At 73.9% G+C, this 15,053-nt stretch carries 14 protein-coding genes and 1 pseudogene; 6 read left to right on the forward strand and 9 right to left on the reverse strand.

The genetic code is table 11. The features are described 5' to 3' along the window. Positions 1–75: 75 nt before the first annotated feature. On the reverse strand, positions 76–1,653 hold the full coding sequence (locus VFH10_RS04270; protein WP_325126286.1) for a glycerol-3-phosphate dehydrogenase/oxidase: 1,578 nt from the start codon (positions 1,651–1,653) through the stop codon (positions 76–78). After that, entirely contained in the window at positions 1,650–2,282 is a 633-nt protein-coding gene (locus VFH10_RS04275; protein WP_325126288.1) for a TetR/AcrR family transcriptional regulator, read from the reverse strand. The genes VFH10_RS04270 and VFH10_RS04275 overlap by 4 nt, the downstream gene beginning before the upstream one ends. Positions 2,283–2,299: 17 nt before the next feature. On the opposite strand from VFH10_RS04275, the gene VFH10_RS04280 reads away from it, so the two are divergent. Together VFH10_RS04280 and VFH10_RS04285 are read left to right on the forward strand one after the other, a co-directional pair. Continuing rightward, positions 2,300–3,898 (forward strand): FAD-binding oxidoreductase, encoded by a 1,599-nt coding sequence (locus tag VFH10_RS04280; RefSeq protein ID WP_325126290.1) that lies wholly within the window; start codon positions 2,300–2,302, stop codon positions 3,896–3,898. Further along, complete coding sequence (locus tag VFH10_RS04285) at positions 3,895–4,770, forward strand: diacylglycerol kinase family protein (protein WP_325126292.1); 876 nt, start codon at positions 3,895–3,897, stop codon at positions 4,768–4,770. Before VFH10_RS04280 ends, VFH10_RS04285 begins: the two co-directional genes overlap by 4 nt. Positions 4,771–4,781: 11 nt before the next feature. On the opposite strand, the gene VFH10_RS04290 is transcribed toward VFH10_RS04285, so the two are convergent. The 4 genes from VFH10_RS04290 to VFH10_RS04305 all read right to left on the reverse strand — a co-directional run bounded on the left by VFH10_RS04290 (position 4,782) and on the right by VFH10_RS04305 (position 7,767). Next, positions 4,782–5,333 (reverse strand): hypothetical protein, encoded by a 552-nt coding sequence (locus VFH10_RS04290; RefSeq protein WP_325126294.1) that lies wholly within the window; start codon positions 5,331–5,333, stop codon positions 4,782–4,784. A gap of 61 nt (positions 5,334–5,394) precedes the next feature. Next, a complete protein-coding gene (locus VFH10_RS04295; protein WP_325126296.1) occupies positions 5,395–5,931 on the reverse strand; it encodes a hypothetical protein in 537 nt (178 codons plus the stop codon). 38 nt (positions 5,932–5,969) lie between these two features. Beyond that, positions 5,970–6,692 (reverse strand): pirin family protein, encoded by a 723-nt coding sequence (locus tag VFH10_RS04300; RefSeq protein WP_325126299.1) that lies wholly within the window; start codon positions 6,690–6,692, stop codon positions 5,970–5,972. A gap of 43 nt (positions 6,693–6,735) precedes the next feature. Further along, on the reverse strand, positions 6,736–7,767 hold the full coding sequence (locus VFH10_RS04305) for a sensor domain-containing diguanylate cyclase (RefSeq protein ID WP_325126301.1): 1,032 nt from the start codon (positions 7,765–7,767) through the stop codon (positions 6,736–6,738). 120 nt (positions 7,768–7,887) lie between these two features. On the opposite strand from VFH10_RS04305, the gene VFH10_RS04310 reads away from it, so the two are divergent. Together VFH10_RS04310 and VFH10_RS04315 are read left to right on the forward strand one after the other, a co-directional pair. Further along, a complete protein-coding gene (locus VFH10_RS04310; RefSeq protein ID WP_325126303.1) occupies positions 7,888–9,258 on the forward strand; it encodes a GH1 family beta-glucosidase in 1,371 nt (456 codons plus the stop codon). Further along, positions 9,255–10,526 carry an MFS transporter gene (locus tag VFH10_RS04315; RefSeq protein WP_325126306.1) on the forward strand — a complete coding sequence of 424 codons (1,272 nt, stop codon included), beginning with the start codon at positions 9,255–9,257 and terminating at the stop codon, positions 10,524–10,526. Before VFH10_RS04310 ends, VFH10_RS04315 begins: the two co-directional genes overlap by 4 nt. A gap of 60 nt (positions 10,527–10,586) precedes the next feature. Here VFH10_RS04315 and VFH10_RS04320 read toward each other — a convergent pair whose 3' ends face one another. After that, the gene (locus tag VFH10_RS04320; RefSeq protein WP_325126308.1) at positions 10,587–12,671 is read right to left on the reverse strand and encodes a hypothetical protein; all 2,085 of its coding nucleotides are present in this window, start codon (positions 12,669–12,671) and stop codon (positions 10,587–10,589) included. 208 nt (positions 12,672–12,879) lie between these two features. On the opposite strand from VFH10_RS04320, the gene VFH10_RS04325 reads away from it, so the two are divergent. Beyond that, complete coding sequence (locus VFH10_RS04325) at positions 12,880–13,071, forward strand: hypothetical protein (protein ID WP_325126309.1); 192 nt, start codon at positions 12,880–12,882, stop codon at positions 13,069–13,071. 16 nt (positions 13,072–13,087) lie between these two features. Here VFH10_RS04325 and VFH10_RS04330 read toward each other — a convergent pair whose 3' ends face one another. Next, a complete protein-coding gene (locus tag VFH10_RS04330) occupies positions 13,088–13,618 on the reverse strand; it encodes a 2'-5' RNA ligase family protein (RefSeq protein ID WP_325126311.1) in 531 nt (176 codons plus the stop codon). 74 nt (positions 13,619–13,692) lie between these two features. Between VFH10_RS04330 and VFH10_RS04335 the strand changes: the two genes are divergently transcribed. Further along, on the forward strand, positions 13,693–14,616 hold the full coding sequence (locus VFH10_RS04335) for a cation diffusion facilitator family transporter (protein ID WP_325126313.1): 924 nt from the start codon (positions 13,693–13,695) through the stop codon (positions 14,614–14,616). 81 nt (positions 14,617–14,697) lie between these two features. On the opposite strand, the pseudogene VFH10_RS04340 reads toward VFH10_RS04335, so the two are convergent. Beyond that, positions 14,698–15,053 (reverse strand): annotated as a pseudogene (locus VFH10_RS04340) (hypothetical protein); the annotation flags it as partial.

Genomic DNA, 15,053 nt, shown 5'->3' on the forward strand with positions numbered 1-15,053 from the left:
GATACGACGCGACGTACCGGTTGTCGCCGCGCCGCCCGGACGGCAACTCCGTCGCGTCGTATCGATCGGGGGCGGTCAAGTGGGGTGGACGGGGGCGGGGGTGAGGGCGGCGATAATGAGCGCGTGCTCGGCGGCCGGGGTCGCGGCGACGCGGTCGGCGGCGACCAGGCCGACCCGGGTACGCCGGTCCAGCAGGTCGGCCACGTCGAGGGCACCCTCGTGGGTCACGCCCCAGACGAGCTCGGCCAGCGTGGTCGGCACGCCGTCGGCCACCGGGGACAGCAGCTCGTCGTCGGTCAGCCCGGTGCGAGCGCGGGCGTCGACGAGCACGTCGGCCGCCTCGGTGCCGTAGCGCCGGACCAGGCGGGGCGGCTGCTCGAGCGCGGCGAGGTGCTCGCGCGGAGCGGCACCGACCAGCGGCAGGGCCCGGGTCGCGCAGGGCGCCGCGGTGAGACCCGCCCGGGCGACCGCGGCGTCGACGGCGTCCTCGGCCATCCGGCGGTAGGTGGTCAGCTTGCCGCCCACGATCGTGACGATGCCGTCACGGGAGGTCAGCACGGCGTGCCGACGGGACAGGTCGGCGGTCCGGCCGCCGGCGTCGAGCAGGGGGCGCAGCCCGGCGAACGCTCCGGCGACGTCGTGTCGGTGGAACGGGTGGTCGAGCACCGCCGAGATCACGTCGAGCAGGAAGCCGATCTCGGCCTCGGTCGGCTCGGGCACGTCCGGCAGCGGTCCGTCGACGGGCTCGTCGGTGAGCCCGACGTAGACCCGGCCGTCGGGCTGCGGCAGCGCGAACACGAACCGGTTGCGCTCGCCCGGCACCGGGGCCATCACCGCGACCCGCAGGCCGGGGAGCGCGGTCGGGCCCAGCACGAGGTGGGTCCCGCGCGACGGTCGGAGCCTCACCCCGGGGTCGAGCGTGCCCGCCCAGACCCCGGTGGCGTTGACGACGGCGCGGGCCCGGATGGTGTGCGCGGCGCCGGTGACCTCGTCGCGCACGGACGCCCCGTCTCCGGAGAGAGCCTCGACGCGGGTCCGGGTGAGCACCCGGGCCCCACGGCCGGCCGCGGTGCGGGCCAGGGCGACCACCAGCCGCGCGTCGTCCTCGAGCTGCCCGTCCCACGAGAGCAGGCCGCCGCGCAGGCCGGCGCTCCGCAGCGACGGCGCGAGCGCCAGGGTCTCGGTGCGGCCGAGCCGCCGCGGCCGGGGGAGTACGCCGTGCGGGGTGCGCGCGCCCGACCGCAGCGCGTCCCCGGCGAGGAGCCCGGCGCGCGCGGTCGCGGCCTGACCGCGGGTCACCATCGGGACCAGCGGGATCAGCATCGGCAGCGCGCGGGTCAGGTGCGGGGCCGTCCTCGTCATCAGCAGCCCGCGCTCGACCGCGCTCTCGTGGGCGACGCCGAGCTGCCCCTGCGCGAGGTAGCGCAGCCCGCCGTGCACGAGCTTGCTGCTCCAGCGCGAGGTTCCGAACGCGAGGTCGTTGGCGTCGACCGCGACCACGTCGAGGCCACGGGCGGCCGCGTCGAGCGCGACGCCGGCGCCGGTGACGCCCAGCCCGACGACGAGCAGGTCCACGACCCGGCCGTCCGTGGCCTCCGCGAGCCCCCGCTCGCGACCGGCCGCGTTGAGGGCGCCGGCACCGGTGTGGGTCACGGTGCGAGGTAGCGCTGCACGAGGTTGCGCAGCTCGACGTCGAGCCCCGGGTCGACGTCCATGCCGGATGCCGGGTCCTCCCCGGCGGGGTCGCTCATCGTGTGCGCCGACAGGACGAAGCCGTGCGTGGCGAGCAGCAGCGTGCGCGCCATCAGCCCGGGGTCGCCCGGTCGCACGTCGCCGCTGCGTTGCCCCTCCGCCAGCGCGGTCTCCACAAGGGCGAGGATGCGGTCCTGGGTGCGCCCGCGCCGGTCGAGCAGATACGGCAGCAGGAGCTCCGGGTCGATCTCGACGATCTTGCGGAACAGGTCGTTCTCCCGCAGCGCCACCACGGTCGCGCCGATCCCGCCGACGATCCGGTCCAGGGTCGAGGCGCCCTCGGTGAGCCCCATGTCGGCCGGGTCCTCCACGACGACCGACCACTCGCGGGTCATCAGGTCGGCGAGCAGCGTCTGCATGTCGGGCCAGCGCCGGTAGAGCGTCATCCGGGACACCCCGGCCCGGCGCGCGACGTCGGTGAGGGTGGTGCGCTTCCAGCCGACGGCGAGGATGGCCGCCCGGGCGGCGTCGAGGGCCCGGTCCGTGCCGGAGGCGTCGGGATCGGGACCGTTGTGACGAAGTGACGTCATATGTCACACTGTATCACATGACGGAACAGATGCACTGGGCCCGCTGGGGCGACCCGGCCGAGGCGCACCCCCTGTCCGAGGAGGCCCGCGGGCTCGTCGAGCTGGCGTTTGGACCGGCGGCCGAGCACCCGACCACCCCCCTGTCCGACGTACGACTGCCCGCGCCGCGACTGCCGGAGGACCTGCTCGCCGGCCTCCGCGACCTGGTGGGGGACCACCAGGTGCGCGTCGACCACGAGGCCCGGGTCCGGCACACGCGCGGCAAGTCCACCCCCGACCTGCTGCGGATGCGGCACGGCGACGCGGACGACGCCCCCGACGCGGTCGTGCTGCCCGCCGGGCACGACGAGGTCGCCGCGGTCGTCTCCTGGTGCAGCGAGCACCGGGTCGCGCTGGTGCCCTTCGGCGGTGGTACGTCGGTCGTGGGCGGCCTGGTCGCGCGCCGGGACGGGTACGCCGGGGTGCTGGCGCTCGACCTGCGCCGGCTCGACCGGCTGGTGGCCGTCGACCGGGTCTCGGGCACCGCGGTCCTCGAGGCCGGGCTGCTCGGCCCCCGGGCGGAGGCGCTGCTCGCCGAGCACCGCCTCACCCTCGGGCCCTTCCCGCAGTCCTTCGAGTACGCCTCGATCGGCGGCTTCGCGGCCACCCGGTCCAGCGGCCAGGCGTCGTCGGGATACGGCCGGTTCGACCAGCTCGTGGTCGCGCTGCGGGTCGCGACCCCGGTCGGCGACCTGGAGCTCGGCAGCGCCCCGGCGAACGCCGCCGGGCCCGACCTGCGCGAGCTGGTGCTCGGCTCCGAGGGCGCGTTCGGCGTGATCACCGCAGTGACCGTGCGGGTCCGGCCGGCGCCGGAGACAGCCGTCTACGAGACCTGGCGGTTCGCGTCGTTCCCCGAGGGCGTCGCGGCACTGCGTGACCTGGCGCAGTCGGGCGACGCCCCGACCGTGCTCCGGCTCTCCGACGAGAACGAGACCGCGCTCAACCTGGCGAAGCCCGATGAGATCGGCGCCGGCGGCGAGGGCGGCTGCCTGGTCGTGACCGGGTTCGAGGGCACCGCGGAAGCCGTCGAGGCTCGGCGGAGGGTGGTCGCGACCCGGCTCGAGAAGCGCGGCGGCAGGTCCCTCGGCGCGGACGACGGCGCGGGCTGGGCGGCGGGCAGGTTCAAGGGGCCCTACCTGCGCGACGCGATGCTCGACATCGGCGTGCTGGTCGAGACGCTGGAGACCGCGACGTTCTGGTCGAACCTCCCGCGGCTGTACGACGAGATGTCCGCCGCGCTCACGGCCGCCCTCACCCCGGCATCAGCCAACGGCGGCGGCGGACCGATCGTGCTCTGCCACATCTCGCACGTCTACGAGACCGGCGCCTCGCTGTACTTCACGGTCGCGGCCCGCCAGGTGGGCGACGGGTTGGAGCAGTGGGCGGCCGCGAAGGCCGCCGCGTCCGACGCGATGATCGCGGCCGGCGCGACGATCACCCACCACCACGCGGTCGGCCGCGACCACAGGCCCTGGCTGGCCCAGGAGATCGGTCCCGTCGGTGTCGAGATCCTGCGCGCGGTCAAGGACCGTCTCGACCCGAACGGCGTACTCAACCCCGGCGTGCTGGTCCCGTGACGCCCGGCCGCCGGTCGTTCCACTGCCTGGTCAACCCGATGTCCGGCGGCGGCGCGGCCCCCGGCTCCGCCGTGCCGGTGGCACGGCTGCTCCGCGAGGCGGGGGCCGAGGTGCGGGTGACCTACAGCCCCGGTCCGACCGCCTGCGCCGACCTGGCCCGGGAGGCCGCGAGCCGTGGGGACGTGGTGGTCGCCGTGGGAGGGGACGGGATGCTGTCGTCGGTCGCCACCGCCGTCGTGGACGCCGGTGGAGTCCTCGGGGTGGTGCCGTCGGGTCGCGGCAACGACTTCGCGCGCATGCTCGGGCTGAGCGCGGACCCGCGCCAGGTCGCCCACACGCTGCTCGAGGGTGAGCCGATGGCGGTGGACGTGGTGGTCGCCGGCGACCGGGTGGTGCTGGGCAGCGTCTACGCCGGGGTCGACTCCCTCGCCTCGGAGATCGTCGACCGGAGCGGCCGGCTGCCGCGCGTGCTGCAGTACCCCTGCGCCGCCGTCCGCGCGATCGTCCGGTTCGACCCGGTGCGGTTCACCCTCGACGTCGACGGGGAACGCCTCGAGGAGGAGGCCTACACCGTCGTCGTCGCGAACTCGGCGTACTACGGGGCCGGCATGCGCGTCGCCCCACGGGCCTCGCTCACCGACGGGCTGCTCGACGTGGTCGTGGTCCGGGCCGCCTCCAAGCTGAGGCTGGTCCGCAACCTGCCGCGGCTCTACGACGGCACGCACGTCGACCTCGACGAGGTGCTTCTGCTGCGCGGTCGCCGGGTCTCGCTGGCCGGCGCCGGCGTCACGGCGTACGGCGACGGCGAGCCACTCGGGCCGCTGCCGGTCACCGCCGAGGTCCGGCCCGCCTCGCTCCGCGTGCTCGTCTAGGACCCACCGGCTCAGTGCCGCAGGCCGTGCCGGATCCACGGATCCGCGCCCGGCAGCGAGTCGACGCAGAGCCGCCCCCGCGGGCACTCGCCCTGTCCGCTCTGCAGGAACGACGTGACCTGCCACTTGTACCCCTGCCGGCCGGGTTTGCGGACCTGCCGCTTCCGCACCGTCACCGTGACGGTGCGGCCGTCGGGCCGGTCCAGCCCGACCTCGTCCGAGCAGTTCACGAGCTCGCCGCCGGCAAGGCGTTCGTCGCGGCAGATCGTGGCCACGAGGTGCCGGCGCCGGTAGTCGAGCTCGATGGTCCGGTAGCGCGACCCGGACTTGAACATCACCGTGAGCCGCCCCTTCCTCAGCACCCTGGCCTTCCAGCCGGCCCGCATCCGGATCGTGTGCACGAGCCGGTGGTGCACGTGCGTGTGCGTGACGCGCGCGATGTCCAACCGCCCGTGGGTGTCGTCGGCGTCCGCGACCTTCGCCGTGTCGGCGTACGACGACGCCGGCAGCAGCAGGCCGACGACCGTCGCCAGGGCGAGCGGGACGGAGTAGCGGTGCGACATCACGGTCCCCCGGGGTCGGCGGCGGTGCCCCACCACGGTAGGACGTCGGCGCCTCCCGGCGTCAGAGGCGGTGCCGCACCCAGCGGTCGTCGTCGCGGACCTGGTCCAGGCAGACCGTCTCGGTGCAGCCGGACTCGCCGTTGTCGAGCAGCGTGACGATGCGCCACTCGTAGGACGACAGCGGCTGCTTCTTCAACAGGCGGCTCGCCAGCGTGACCTGCAGCGTGAACCGGTCGGGCCGGGCCAGGCCGACGTCCCGCGTGCAGCTCCTGAGGGAGCCGCGCGGGGTCTCCGTGCAGATCTCGCCCACGAGCTCGCCCCTGCGGTGCTCGATCTCGAGGGTGCGGTAGCGGTCGCCGATCCGGAACACGATCGTCACGCCGCCCTCCTCGAGCACCGTCGACGGCCACCGTCGCTGCATCCGGATCGTGTGCTCCACCAGCCGTCCGTCGTGACCGTGCGTGGCGGCGGCGACGTCGAGGCGGCCGGTGGCGTCGTCGGCGTCCGTGACGGTCCTGGTGCTCGCGGACGCGGCGCCGGGCAGGCTCAGGAGCAGGGTGGTGACGGTGCCGACGAGCAGGCGCAGCGACGTCGTCATGGCAGGACCCCTGATCATGTGGCCGACGTACTCCCAAACTACCTGCCCCGGTGCATCTCCCAGATGAGCACCTCGCACGGCCCGGACGCCGTCAGCCGCAGCCCGCCCGCGGCCGTCAGCCGGGCCGCGTCGCCCTCGTCGAGCCGGCCGGCGGCCTCGAGGTCGGCCGACCCGCGGGCCACGAAGACATGGAGGTACGGCGCGTCGGGGAGCCCGACCGACGCGGCGCCGCCGAGCCGGGCCACGTGCAGCGTCGCGTCGCGGGTGTGCACCGGCACGGCAGCGTCGACCGACAGTCCCGGCCGCCCGGAAGCGACCGGCACCAGGCCGCCGTCGTCCAGCAGGGCGCCGACGTCGTGCTGGGCGTAGGACGGGGTGAGCCCGGGTTCGTCGGGGAGCACCCACATCTGCACGAACCGCACCGCCGGCCCGACCGCCGGGTCGTGGTGCTCGGAGTGCCGCACGCCGCTGCCCGCGCTGAGCCGCTGCAGCAGCCCGGGCACCACCACTCCGGCGTTGCCGTCGGAGTCCTCGTGCCGCAGCCCGCCCTCCAGCACCCAGGTGACGATCTCGAGGTCGCGGTGCGGGTGGTCGGGGTAGCCGGCGCCGCCCCGGATGTCGTCGTCGTTGTGCGCGACCAGCACCGCGTGGCCCACGTCGGTCGGGTCGTAGTGCGCACCGAACGAGAACGAGTGCCGCGACACCAGCCCGGCGGCCGACGTGGTCGGTCGGGTTGCGGCGCGTCGTACCTCGACGGTCATGCGGGCCATCGTGACAGCCCGGGCGGCACGCGGCCGTGCGTGGTCAGAGCGGGTCGGCCACGACAGCGGTACGACGGCGCTCCCGCTTGGCGACGTAGAGGGCGCGGTCGGCGGCGACGAACACCTCGGACGGCGTCAGGTCCTTGTCCTCGGTCAGCACGGCCGAGGCCACCCCGCCGGAGAGCGCGGTCGTCGGGTCGGTCTCCCAGCTGCGCGCGATCAGCTGGTCGGCCAGCTCGACGAGCGGGTCGGTCGACAGGTCCACGCTGAGCACGGTGAACTCGTCGCCACCGACGCGACCCACGACACAGGCCTTCAGATCCGCGAACGAGCGGACCAGCTCACCGGCCACCCGCTGGATCAGCTCGTCGCCCGCCTGGTGCCCGAGCCGGTCGTTGGTCTGCTTGAGGCCGTTGATGTCCAGTGCCACGACGCCGACCTCACGGCGCATACCGGGCGGCACCTCGAACGCGACCCGGGCGTGGTCGTCGATGGCGCGCCGGTTGAGCAACCCGGTCAACGGGTCGTGGTAGGCCAGCTGGGCCAACGTCTCCTCGCGGTCGGCCCGGGCCAGCGCACCGCCGAGGATGGCCAGGAACGCCTCGAGGTAGGCGATGTCGTCCTGGTCGAACGTCTCGGCGCCGATGTGCCGGGTGGCGTACACCTCGCCCCAGAGCGCGCCCGACACGACCAGCGGCGCGGACAGGGACGAGCCCTTCCCCAGCCGCTCCAGCAGCACTTGCTCGCAGTCCGGGATGCCGGGCTCGCCCCGCACCCAGTGCCAGGTCACCGGCTCGTCCGCGGACAGGTTGAGGCTGGCGAACTCGTCCATCTCGTAGGTCTCGTCGTCCGGCCAGCGCACCTCGTCCGGACCGAGGTCGCCGACGTTGACGATGGTGCGGACCGAGACGCCGTCCGGCTCGATCCGGGAGACCGAGACGCTCGCCGCCCGCAGCGTCCGGAGCGCCTCCTCGGCCGCGTGCTCGAGCAGGTGCCGCAGCGACTCGGACCTGCTCAGGGCGCGAGCCAGCGCCGCCAGACTCCTGATCCGGCCCTGGTCGTGTTCGCGGCGCATGCAGTCACCCCCCTGGTCCTGCTGACCCCTCCCCGCGGACGATTGTGGACGAATCGACCACCCGGCGTGGCGATTCGGCGAACCTTTCACCTCGGCGCCCGCTCCTGACAGTGTTGCGCCGTGACGATTCCGGACCTCCACGCCCTGCCCGCGAGCTTCCTGTTCGGGGCCAGCACGGCGTCGTACCAGATCGAGGGCGCGGTGGCTGCCGACGGCCGCGGAGCAAGCGTCTGGGACACGTTCTGTGCCGTGCCGGGCCGGATCCGTGACGGCAGCAGCGGTGCGGAGGCCTGCGACCACTACCACCGGTACGCCGAGGACGTGTCGCTGATGAAGGGCCTCGGGCTCGACGGCTACCGGTTCTCCGTCGCCTGGCCGCGGGTCCAGCCGGCCGGCTCCGGTCCGGTGAACCCCGCGGGCATCGCCTTCTACGACCGGCTCGTCGACGAGCTGCTCGCCGCCGGCATCGAGCCGATGGCCACGCTGTTCCACTGGGACCTTCCGCAGCCGCTCGAGGACGCCGGCGGATGGCTGCAACGGACCACCGCGGAGCGGTTCGGGGAGTACGCCGCCGTGGTGGCCGAGGCGCTCGGTGACCGGGTGACGCACTGGGCACCGGTCAACGAGCCGAACGTGGTGACGATGCTCGGCTACGCCACCGGCGTGCACGCCCCGGGCCGCTCCCTGATGCTCGACGCCCTCCCCGTCGCCCACCACCTGCTGCTCGGGCACGGGCTCGCCGTCCAGGCGCTGCGGACCGCCGGCGCGCGGTCGGTCGGCGCGGCCAACAACCACACGCCCGTCTGGTCGGCGACCGACAGCGATGCCGACCGCGAGGCGGCGGCGCTCTACGACACGCTCTGGAACCGGCTGTTCGCCGACCCGCTCCTGCGCGGGGAGTACCCCGCCGGGTTCTCGGACCTGATGCCCGGCCCGGTCGCCGACGACCTCCGCCTGATGTCCGCGCCGCTCGACTTCTACGGGGTCAACTACTACAACCCCACCCGGGTCGCCGCGGTCGGCACGGACCTGACGCCGATCGCCCAGACGCCGAGCGGGGACCTGCCGTTCGTGCCGGTCGAGATCGACGGCTACGAGCGCACCGGCTTCGACTGGCCGGTCGTCCCCGACGGGCTGCGCGACCTGCTGGTGTCGCTGCACGACGACTACGGCGCGCGCCTGCCGCCGGTGATGGTCACCGAGAACGGCTGCGCCTACGACGACCCGCCGGACCCGGCCGGTGCCGTGCACGACGACCGCCGGATCGACTACCTGCGGCAACACCTGCAGGCGGTGGCCGAGGCGGCGGCGGCCGGGGTCGACGTCCGCGGTTACTACACCTGGTCGCTGCTCGACAACTTCGAGTGGGCCGAGGGCTACACGCAGCGGTTCGGCCTCGTCCACGTCGACTACGCCACCCAGCGTCGTACCCCGAAGGACTCCTACCCCTGGTACGCCCGGGTGATCGCGGACCACCGGAGCCGGCGTTGACCACCCCGCGGTTCGTCGGTAACGACGCCGGACCCTCAGGGCTGCCCGGGCTGGCGGAACCGGTCGAACGGGTCGGCGGCGGCTGGGTCGCCCGGGTCACGCTGGCCGGCCTCGGCGTCTGGGCCGGGTTCTTCGGGCCGATCCAGGTGCTGTTGGCCCAGCAGGCCGAGCTGGTCGCGCCGGGGGACAAGGAGTTCGTGTTCGGCCTGGTCACCGGGCTCGGGTCGGCCGTCTCGGTCGTCGCGAACCCGTTGTTCGGCGCGCTGTCGGACCGGACCACGTCGCGCTTCGGCCGCCGGGTGCCCTGGGTGCTCGGCGGCGCGCTGGTCGGGGCGGCGGCCCTGCTCGTGCTGGCGGTGGCGGACTCGGTCGCGGTGATGGTGCTGGGCTGGTGCCTGGCCCAGGCCGCCCTCAACGCGATGTACGCGGCGCTGACCGCGACGGTGCCCGACCTGGTGCCGGTGCGTCAGCGCGGCGTGGTCGGCGGCTGGGTCGCGGTGTCCCAGACGCTCGGCATCGTCGGCGGCGTCGGGGTGGCCACCCTGACCGGCGGTGTCCGCGCGGGGTACGTCGCCACGGCCGCCGCCGTCGTCGTACTCACGTTGCCGTACCTGCTGCGCAGCCTCGACGTCCCGCTGCCGGCGTCGCTGCGCCCGCTGTGGAACCTGCGCGACTTCGTGCGCGGCTTCTGGGTCAGCCCGCGCCGGCACCCGGACTTCGCGTGGGCGTGGCTGACCCGGTTCCTGGTCAACCTCGGCAACTCGCTGGGCACGCTGCTGCTGTACTTCTACCTCGACGACGCGGTCGGGCACGACGACCCGGAGGCGGGGGTCTTCGTGCTCACGGTCGTCTACGCCGTCTTCATCGTCGCGAGCACGGTCGTGTTCGGGCAGTGGTCGGACCGGCTCCGCCGCCGCAAGGTGTTCGTCATCGCCGCCGGCCTGGTCACCGGCGCCGCGGCCCTGACGCTGGCGCTGTTCCCGACCTGGACCGGCGCGCTGGTCGGCGCCTGCGTGCTCGGCGTGGGCTACGGCGTCTACCTGTCGGTCGACTTCGCGCTGTGCACCGAGGTGCTGCCGGCCGCCGCGTCCCGCGCACGCGACCTCGGCGTCATCAACGTGGCCAACGCGCTGCCGCAGGTGTTCGCGCCGTTCCTCGGGGCGCTGCTCATCACGTCGGCCGGCGGCTACGTCAGCCTGTACGTCACCGCCGCGGTTGCCTGCGTGCTCGGCAGCGTGCTCGTCACCCGGATCAAGTCCGTCGCCTGACAACGATTCGTCTGCGATCCGCCCGCGTGATTCACCCCATGGACCGCAGACGAATCGTTGTCAGCGGCGGTTCTCCAGGGTGACCTCGAGCGCGCCGGCGTTGTCGCGGTGGTCGAGGTCGAGCACCGCGAGGCGGATCGGGCCGCTCTTGTCGGCGACGTACGTCGTCACGTAGGTGTGGTCGTCGGCGCACGGGGTGCTCGGCCCTGACGGCCGCCAGGCCAGCGGCTCGCCGTCGACCCAGAGCTCGAGCGGGTCCTGCTCCACGAGCAGCCCCGGGTCGCGCGGCACCCACCCGCCGGCGGTGGCGACGCAGGTCGCGTCGGCCGTCACGCCGTGTGAGGTGTAGGTGCCGCGGGCTATCACGTCGACGCGCTCGCCCTTGCGCAGTCGCATCGTCGAGACCGTCCCGCCCGGGTCGGCGAGCGCGACCGCGAAGAAGTCGCGCGCCTGGGTCCACGGCCCGTCTCCGGTCGGCGCCTCGCCGCGCACCTGCCGTGGGTTGGCGAGCCCCGTCAGCCGCTGCACCGTGACGGTCAGCGCGCCGCCGTTGCCCGCGGGGCCGAGCGGGTCCCAGAGCGCGAGGTGAAGACGCCCGGTGGTCGTCGCGGTGACGTCGGAGACGTGGCTGTGGGTGCCGCAGTCAGCCGGCCCGCCGGCGAACGGGACGCCGCCGACGTACAGGTTGCCGTGGTCGGCACCGGGCTGGCGCAGGTCGAGGGACGCCTGCGGGTACCACTGGCCGGCGACCGCGACGCACTGGCCGTCGGACTGCACTCCTCCGCCCAGGTCGGCCACCCCGGAGACGGTCACCCGGTAGCGCGCGCCTGCCTCGACCTCCTGGCTGGTGGTGACGCCGTCGGCCGCGGCGGCCGGGACCTGCACCGTCTCGGTCAGCAGCCCCAGGCCGCGCTCGGTGGTGCGCGCGGCAGGCGCCGGGGTCAGCGCAGGGTAGGTCGGCAGGGCCGGGGTCACGTCGGTGCGGCGCCGGGAGATGGTGAACACCAGCGAGCCGCTCGTGGCCCGGGTCTTGGTCTTCAGCTTCACACGCAGCGGCTTCGACTTCCTCGGTACGACGACCGCGGCATAGGTGTGGCTGTCGGCGCACGTGTTACCGAGCACCGCCTTGCCGTTCACGCGGACGTCGAGCGTGCCGTACTGCTGCGCGGTCGCCGCGTCCGGCGTACCCACCCAGCCTCCGGCGGCGGCCGACCAGGTGCACGTGGCGTCCGCGACCTGGTCTGGCCGGCCGAGTCCGACGAGGCCGGAGACGGTGACCTTGTACTTCTTGCCGGCGCGCAGCCGCCACTTCTTCGGCTTCCAGGTGGACCCGTCGAGCGGTACCCGGATCCGCTTGTAGGGCTTCTTCTTGCTGAGCTCGATCTCGTCGGCGATCGGCGGGCCCTTGGGGACGGTGGGTTTCGGCTTCGACGGGACCGCTGGCGGGGCGGGCGGCGTTGGGGTCGCCGGGGTCGTCGGCGTCGTCGGTGGGGGTGGTGGCGCCGGGGCCGGGGCGGGCGGCGGGGTCTCGCCACGGTGGTACCAGCTGGTCCGGGCGTGGCCGCCGTCGCGGGACAGCGAGATGTGCACGTGGTTGCGGTGCCGGAGCGTGACCGAGCAGTTCTGCTTGGACCGGCATCCCGAGCTGAGGTACGGCCGCTTCTCGAACTCCCGGTAGGACGCGTAGATGTGGTCGTCCCAGATCAGGTACATGATCCCCATCCGGCGGGCCAGCGCGGCGGGGTTGCCCTCGGCGTCGGGCGCCAGGATGGCGCCGAGGAAGTCCTCGACGTAGCCGCGGTCCCGCGCCGAGGAGTGGTCGACCGCCCAGTCGAAGGCCCGCCCCTCCTTGTGCTCCGAGACGCCGCTCGAGCCGCAGCCGCGGGAGATGCCCAGCGAGCCGCTGCCCGGGTAGCGGCTCATCAGCCACTCGGACAGCGCGACCGTGCCCGGCTTCGGGCTCGGACTGCACCGGCGCTGCGGCTGGTAGCCCGCGAAGTCCTCGATCGGCACCGCGGAGGCGACGGCCGGGGTGAGCACCACCAGAGTGGCGACGAGCCAGGCGAGCCTGCGGACCGGCGCGCGGCCCGGTGCGGACCGGGTCCGGGGTCGGCGGAGTCGGGCGAGGGGCGATGCGGCAGGCATGAGACGGGTCCCAGGTGGCAGGTGTTGCTGGTGCGGTCGAAGGGGTCATCGGCAAGGATGGCGGACCTGCTGAGCGGTTCGCGGGGAAACTTCGCGAAAACCGCGTGTCGTCCTTGACTTACGAGGCTGTGTTGCCCGAAGCCCGCGCGGCCGGGTGGTGGTCGTGGTAATGCAGGGACGGCTGGGCGGGTCGCCCTAGCATCGAGCCATGAAGCGCACGCTGCCGATCACGCTCGGCGCCCTGATGTTCGTGGTCGGCGCCGTGTGGACGTTCCAGGGTCTCGGCTACCTCGAGGGCAGCCCGATGACCGGGGTCGCGTTCTGGGCGATCGTCGGCCCGCTGCTCGCCGGGCTGGGGGTCGCCCTCGTGCTCGTCGGCCTCAAGCGCACCCGCGGTTGAACGGCGGCGCGGCCGGTCAGGCTGCCGATGTACCGAACGAGAACGTCGCCAGCGTCCGGCTCGCTCCCGGCTCCCACCAGAACAGCGCGGCCTCGCGGGCGTAGGTGGTCAGCGGGAACCGCGGCGACAGCTCGAACTCCAGGGTCTCGACCGTCTCACCCTCGGGGATCGGCACGCTCAGGTGCGGGATCACCTCGTCGAAGGCGTCGTCGTACGGCGGGTGCTCCGGGAACAGCCGGACCAGCTCATGGGTCAGGTGCCGGAACGGGGCGGCCGGGCTCGGGGACAGGTACACCGTGCCGCCCGGGAAGCGGTGGATGCCGGTCAGCGCGAACTCGAACGGGGTGACGTCGGCGAAGAAGCGCTCGAGCTCGTCGAGCACCCCCTCGGTGAGGTCGGACAGCGACACGAACGGGCCGAGCAGGGTGATGTGCGCGACGGTGTCGTCGGAGTCGGCGGGCACGTCGTCCGGGGCCGAGCGCTCGAGGCGGGGGCGCACGACGGCCTCCAGGTCGGGGACCGGGATCGTCACGAGCGAGTGCGGCATGCGCCATGCATACCGGAACCGTGACCCGCGCGCGACGCCCGCGGCGGCCCGGCCGCCTCACTAGGCTGAGTCGCATGACTGCGGGGCACGGGCACGGACACGCCGCAGGGCGTGCTCAGGACCGAGCCCGGCTGTGGCTGGTGCTGGGCATCATCGGCGTGTTCGTGGTCGTGCAGGTCGTCGGTGCCTGGGTCAGTGGCTCGCTGGCGCTGCTCGCCGACGCCGGGCACATGCTCACCGACGGGGCCGCGGTCGCGCTCGCGCTCTCGGCGTCGTACGTCGCGTCGCTGCCGGCGAGCGACCGGCGCACGTTCGGCTACCACCGGGCCGAGATCCTCGCCGCCGTGGTGAACGCGGTGGTGCTGCTGGTGGTGTGCGGGTACCTGCTGTTCGAGGGGGTACGCCGGCTCCGCGAACCGCCCGAGGTCGAGGCCGGCCCGATGCTGGCCTTCGCCGTGGTGGGGCTGCTCGCCAACCTGGTGTCCCTGCTGGTGCTGCGCGGCCGGCGCGACGAGTCGCTGAACATGCGCGGCGCGTACCTCGAGGTGCTCAGCGACCTGCTCGGCTCGGCGCTGGTGGTGGCGGCGGCCGTCGTACTGCTGACGACGGGGTTTGAGCGGGCCGACCCGATCGCCACGCTGGCGATCGCGGCGTTCGTGCTGCCGCGGTCCTACACGTTGCTGCGCGACGCGGTGAACGTGCTGCTGGAGACGACTCCCGCGCACCTCGACCTCGACGACATCCGGCACCACCTCGCGCATGTGCCCGGCGTGGTCGACGTTCACGACCTGCACGCATGGACGCTGACCAGCGGCATCCCGGTGCTCTCCGCACACGTCACGGTGAGCGACGACGTGCTCGCGGCCCGGGGGGTCGGTCCGCTGCTCGACGAGTTCAGCGGCTGCGTCGCCGCGCACTTCGACGTGGAGCACGCGACGTTCCAGATCGAGCCCGCCGGCCACCGCGCCCACGAGGACCTCGGCCCCGCCCACCGTTGAGACGCGCGTGCGGGGGCTTCAAGCGCGCGCTCGAGGGCCCGCCAGGCGCGTCTCAACTCACCCGAGGCGCGTCTCAACGGGTCAGAGGGCGGCGGCGATACGGGTGCCCTGCTCGATGGCGCGTTTGGCGTCCAGCTCGGCGGCGACGTCGGCGCCTCCGACGAGGTACACGTCTGGAGCTGCCGATAGGACCGGGGTGCCCGGGTCGGCCCGGCGCGTGGTCGTGGTCGCCACCAGCTCGTCGTACAGGGACCGCACGGAGACCTGGCCGGCACACATGACGACGTGGTCGACGTCGAGCACCCGGGACTCGGCCTCGTCGCCCTCCCCGACCGTGACGTGCAGGCCGTCGTCGTCGATGCGGTGGTAGCGCACCCCCGGCACCAGGTGTACGCCGGAGTCGCGGAGCACGGCCCGGTGCGCCCAGCCGGAGGTCT

Source organism: Nocardioides sp. (assembly GCF_035697785.1).
Classification (GTDB): Bacteria; Actinomycetota; Actinomycetes; order Propionibacteriales; family Nocardioidaceae; genus Nocardioides_B.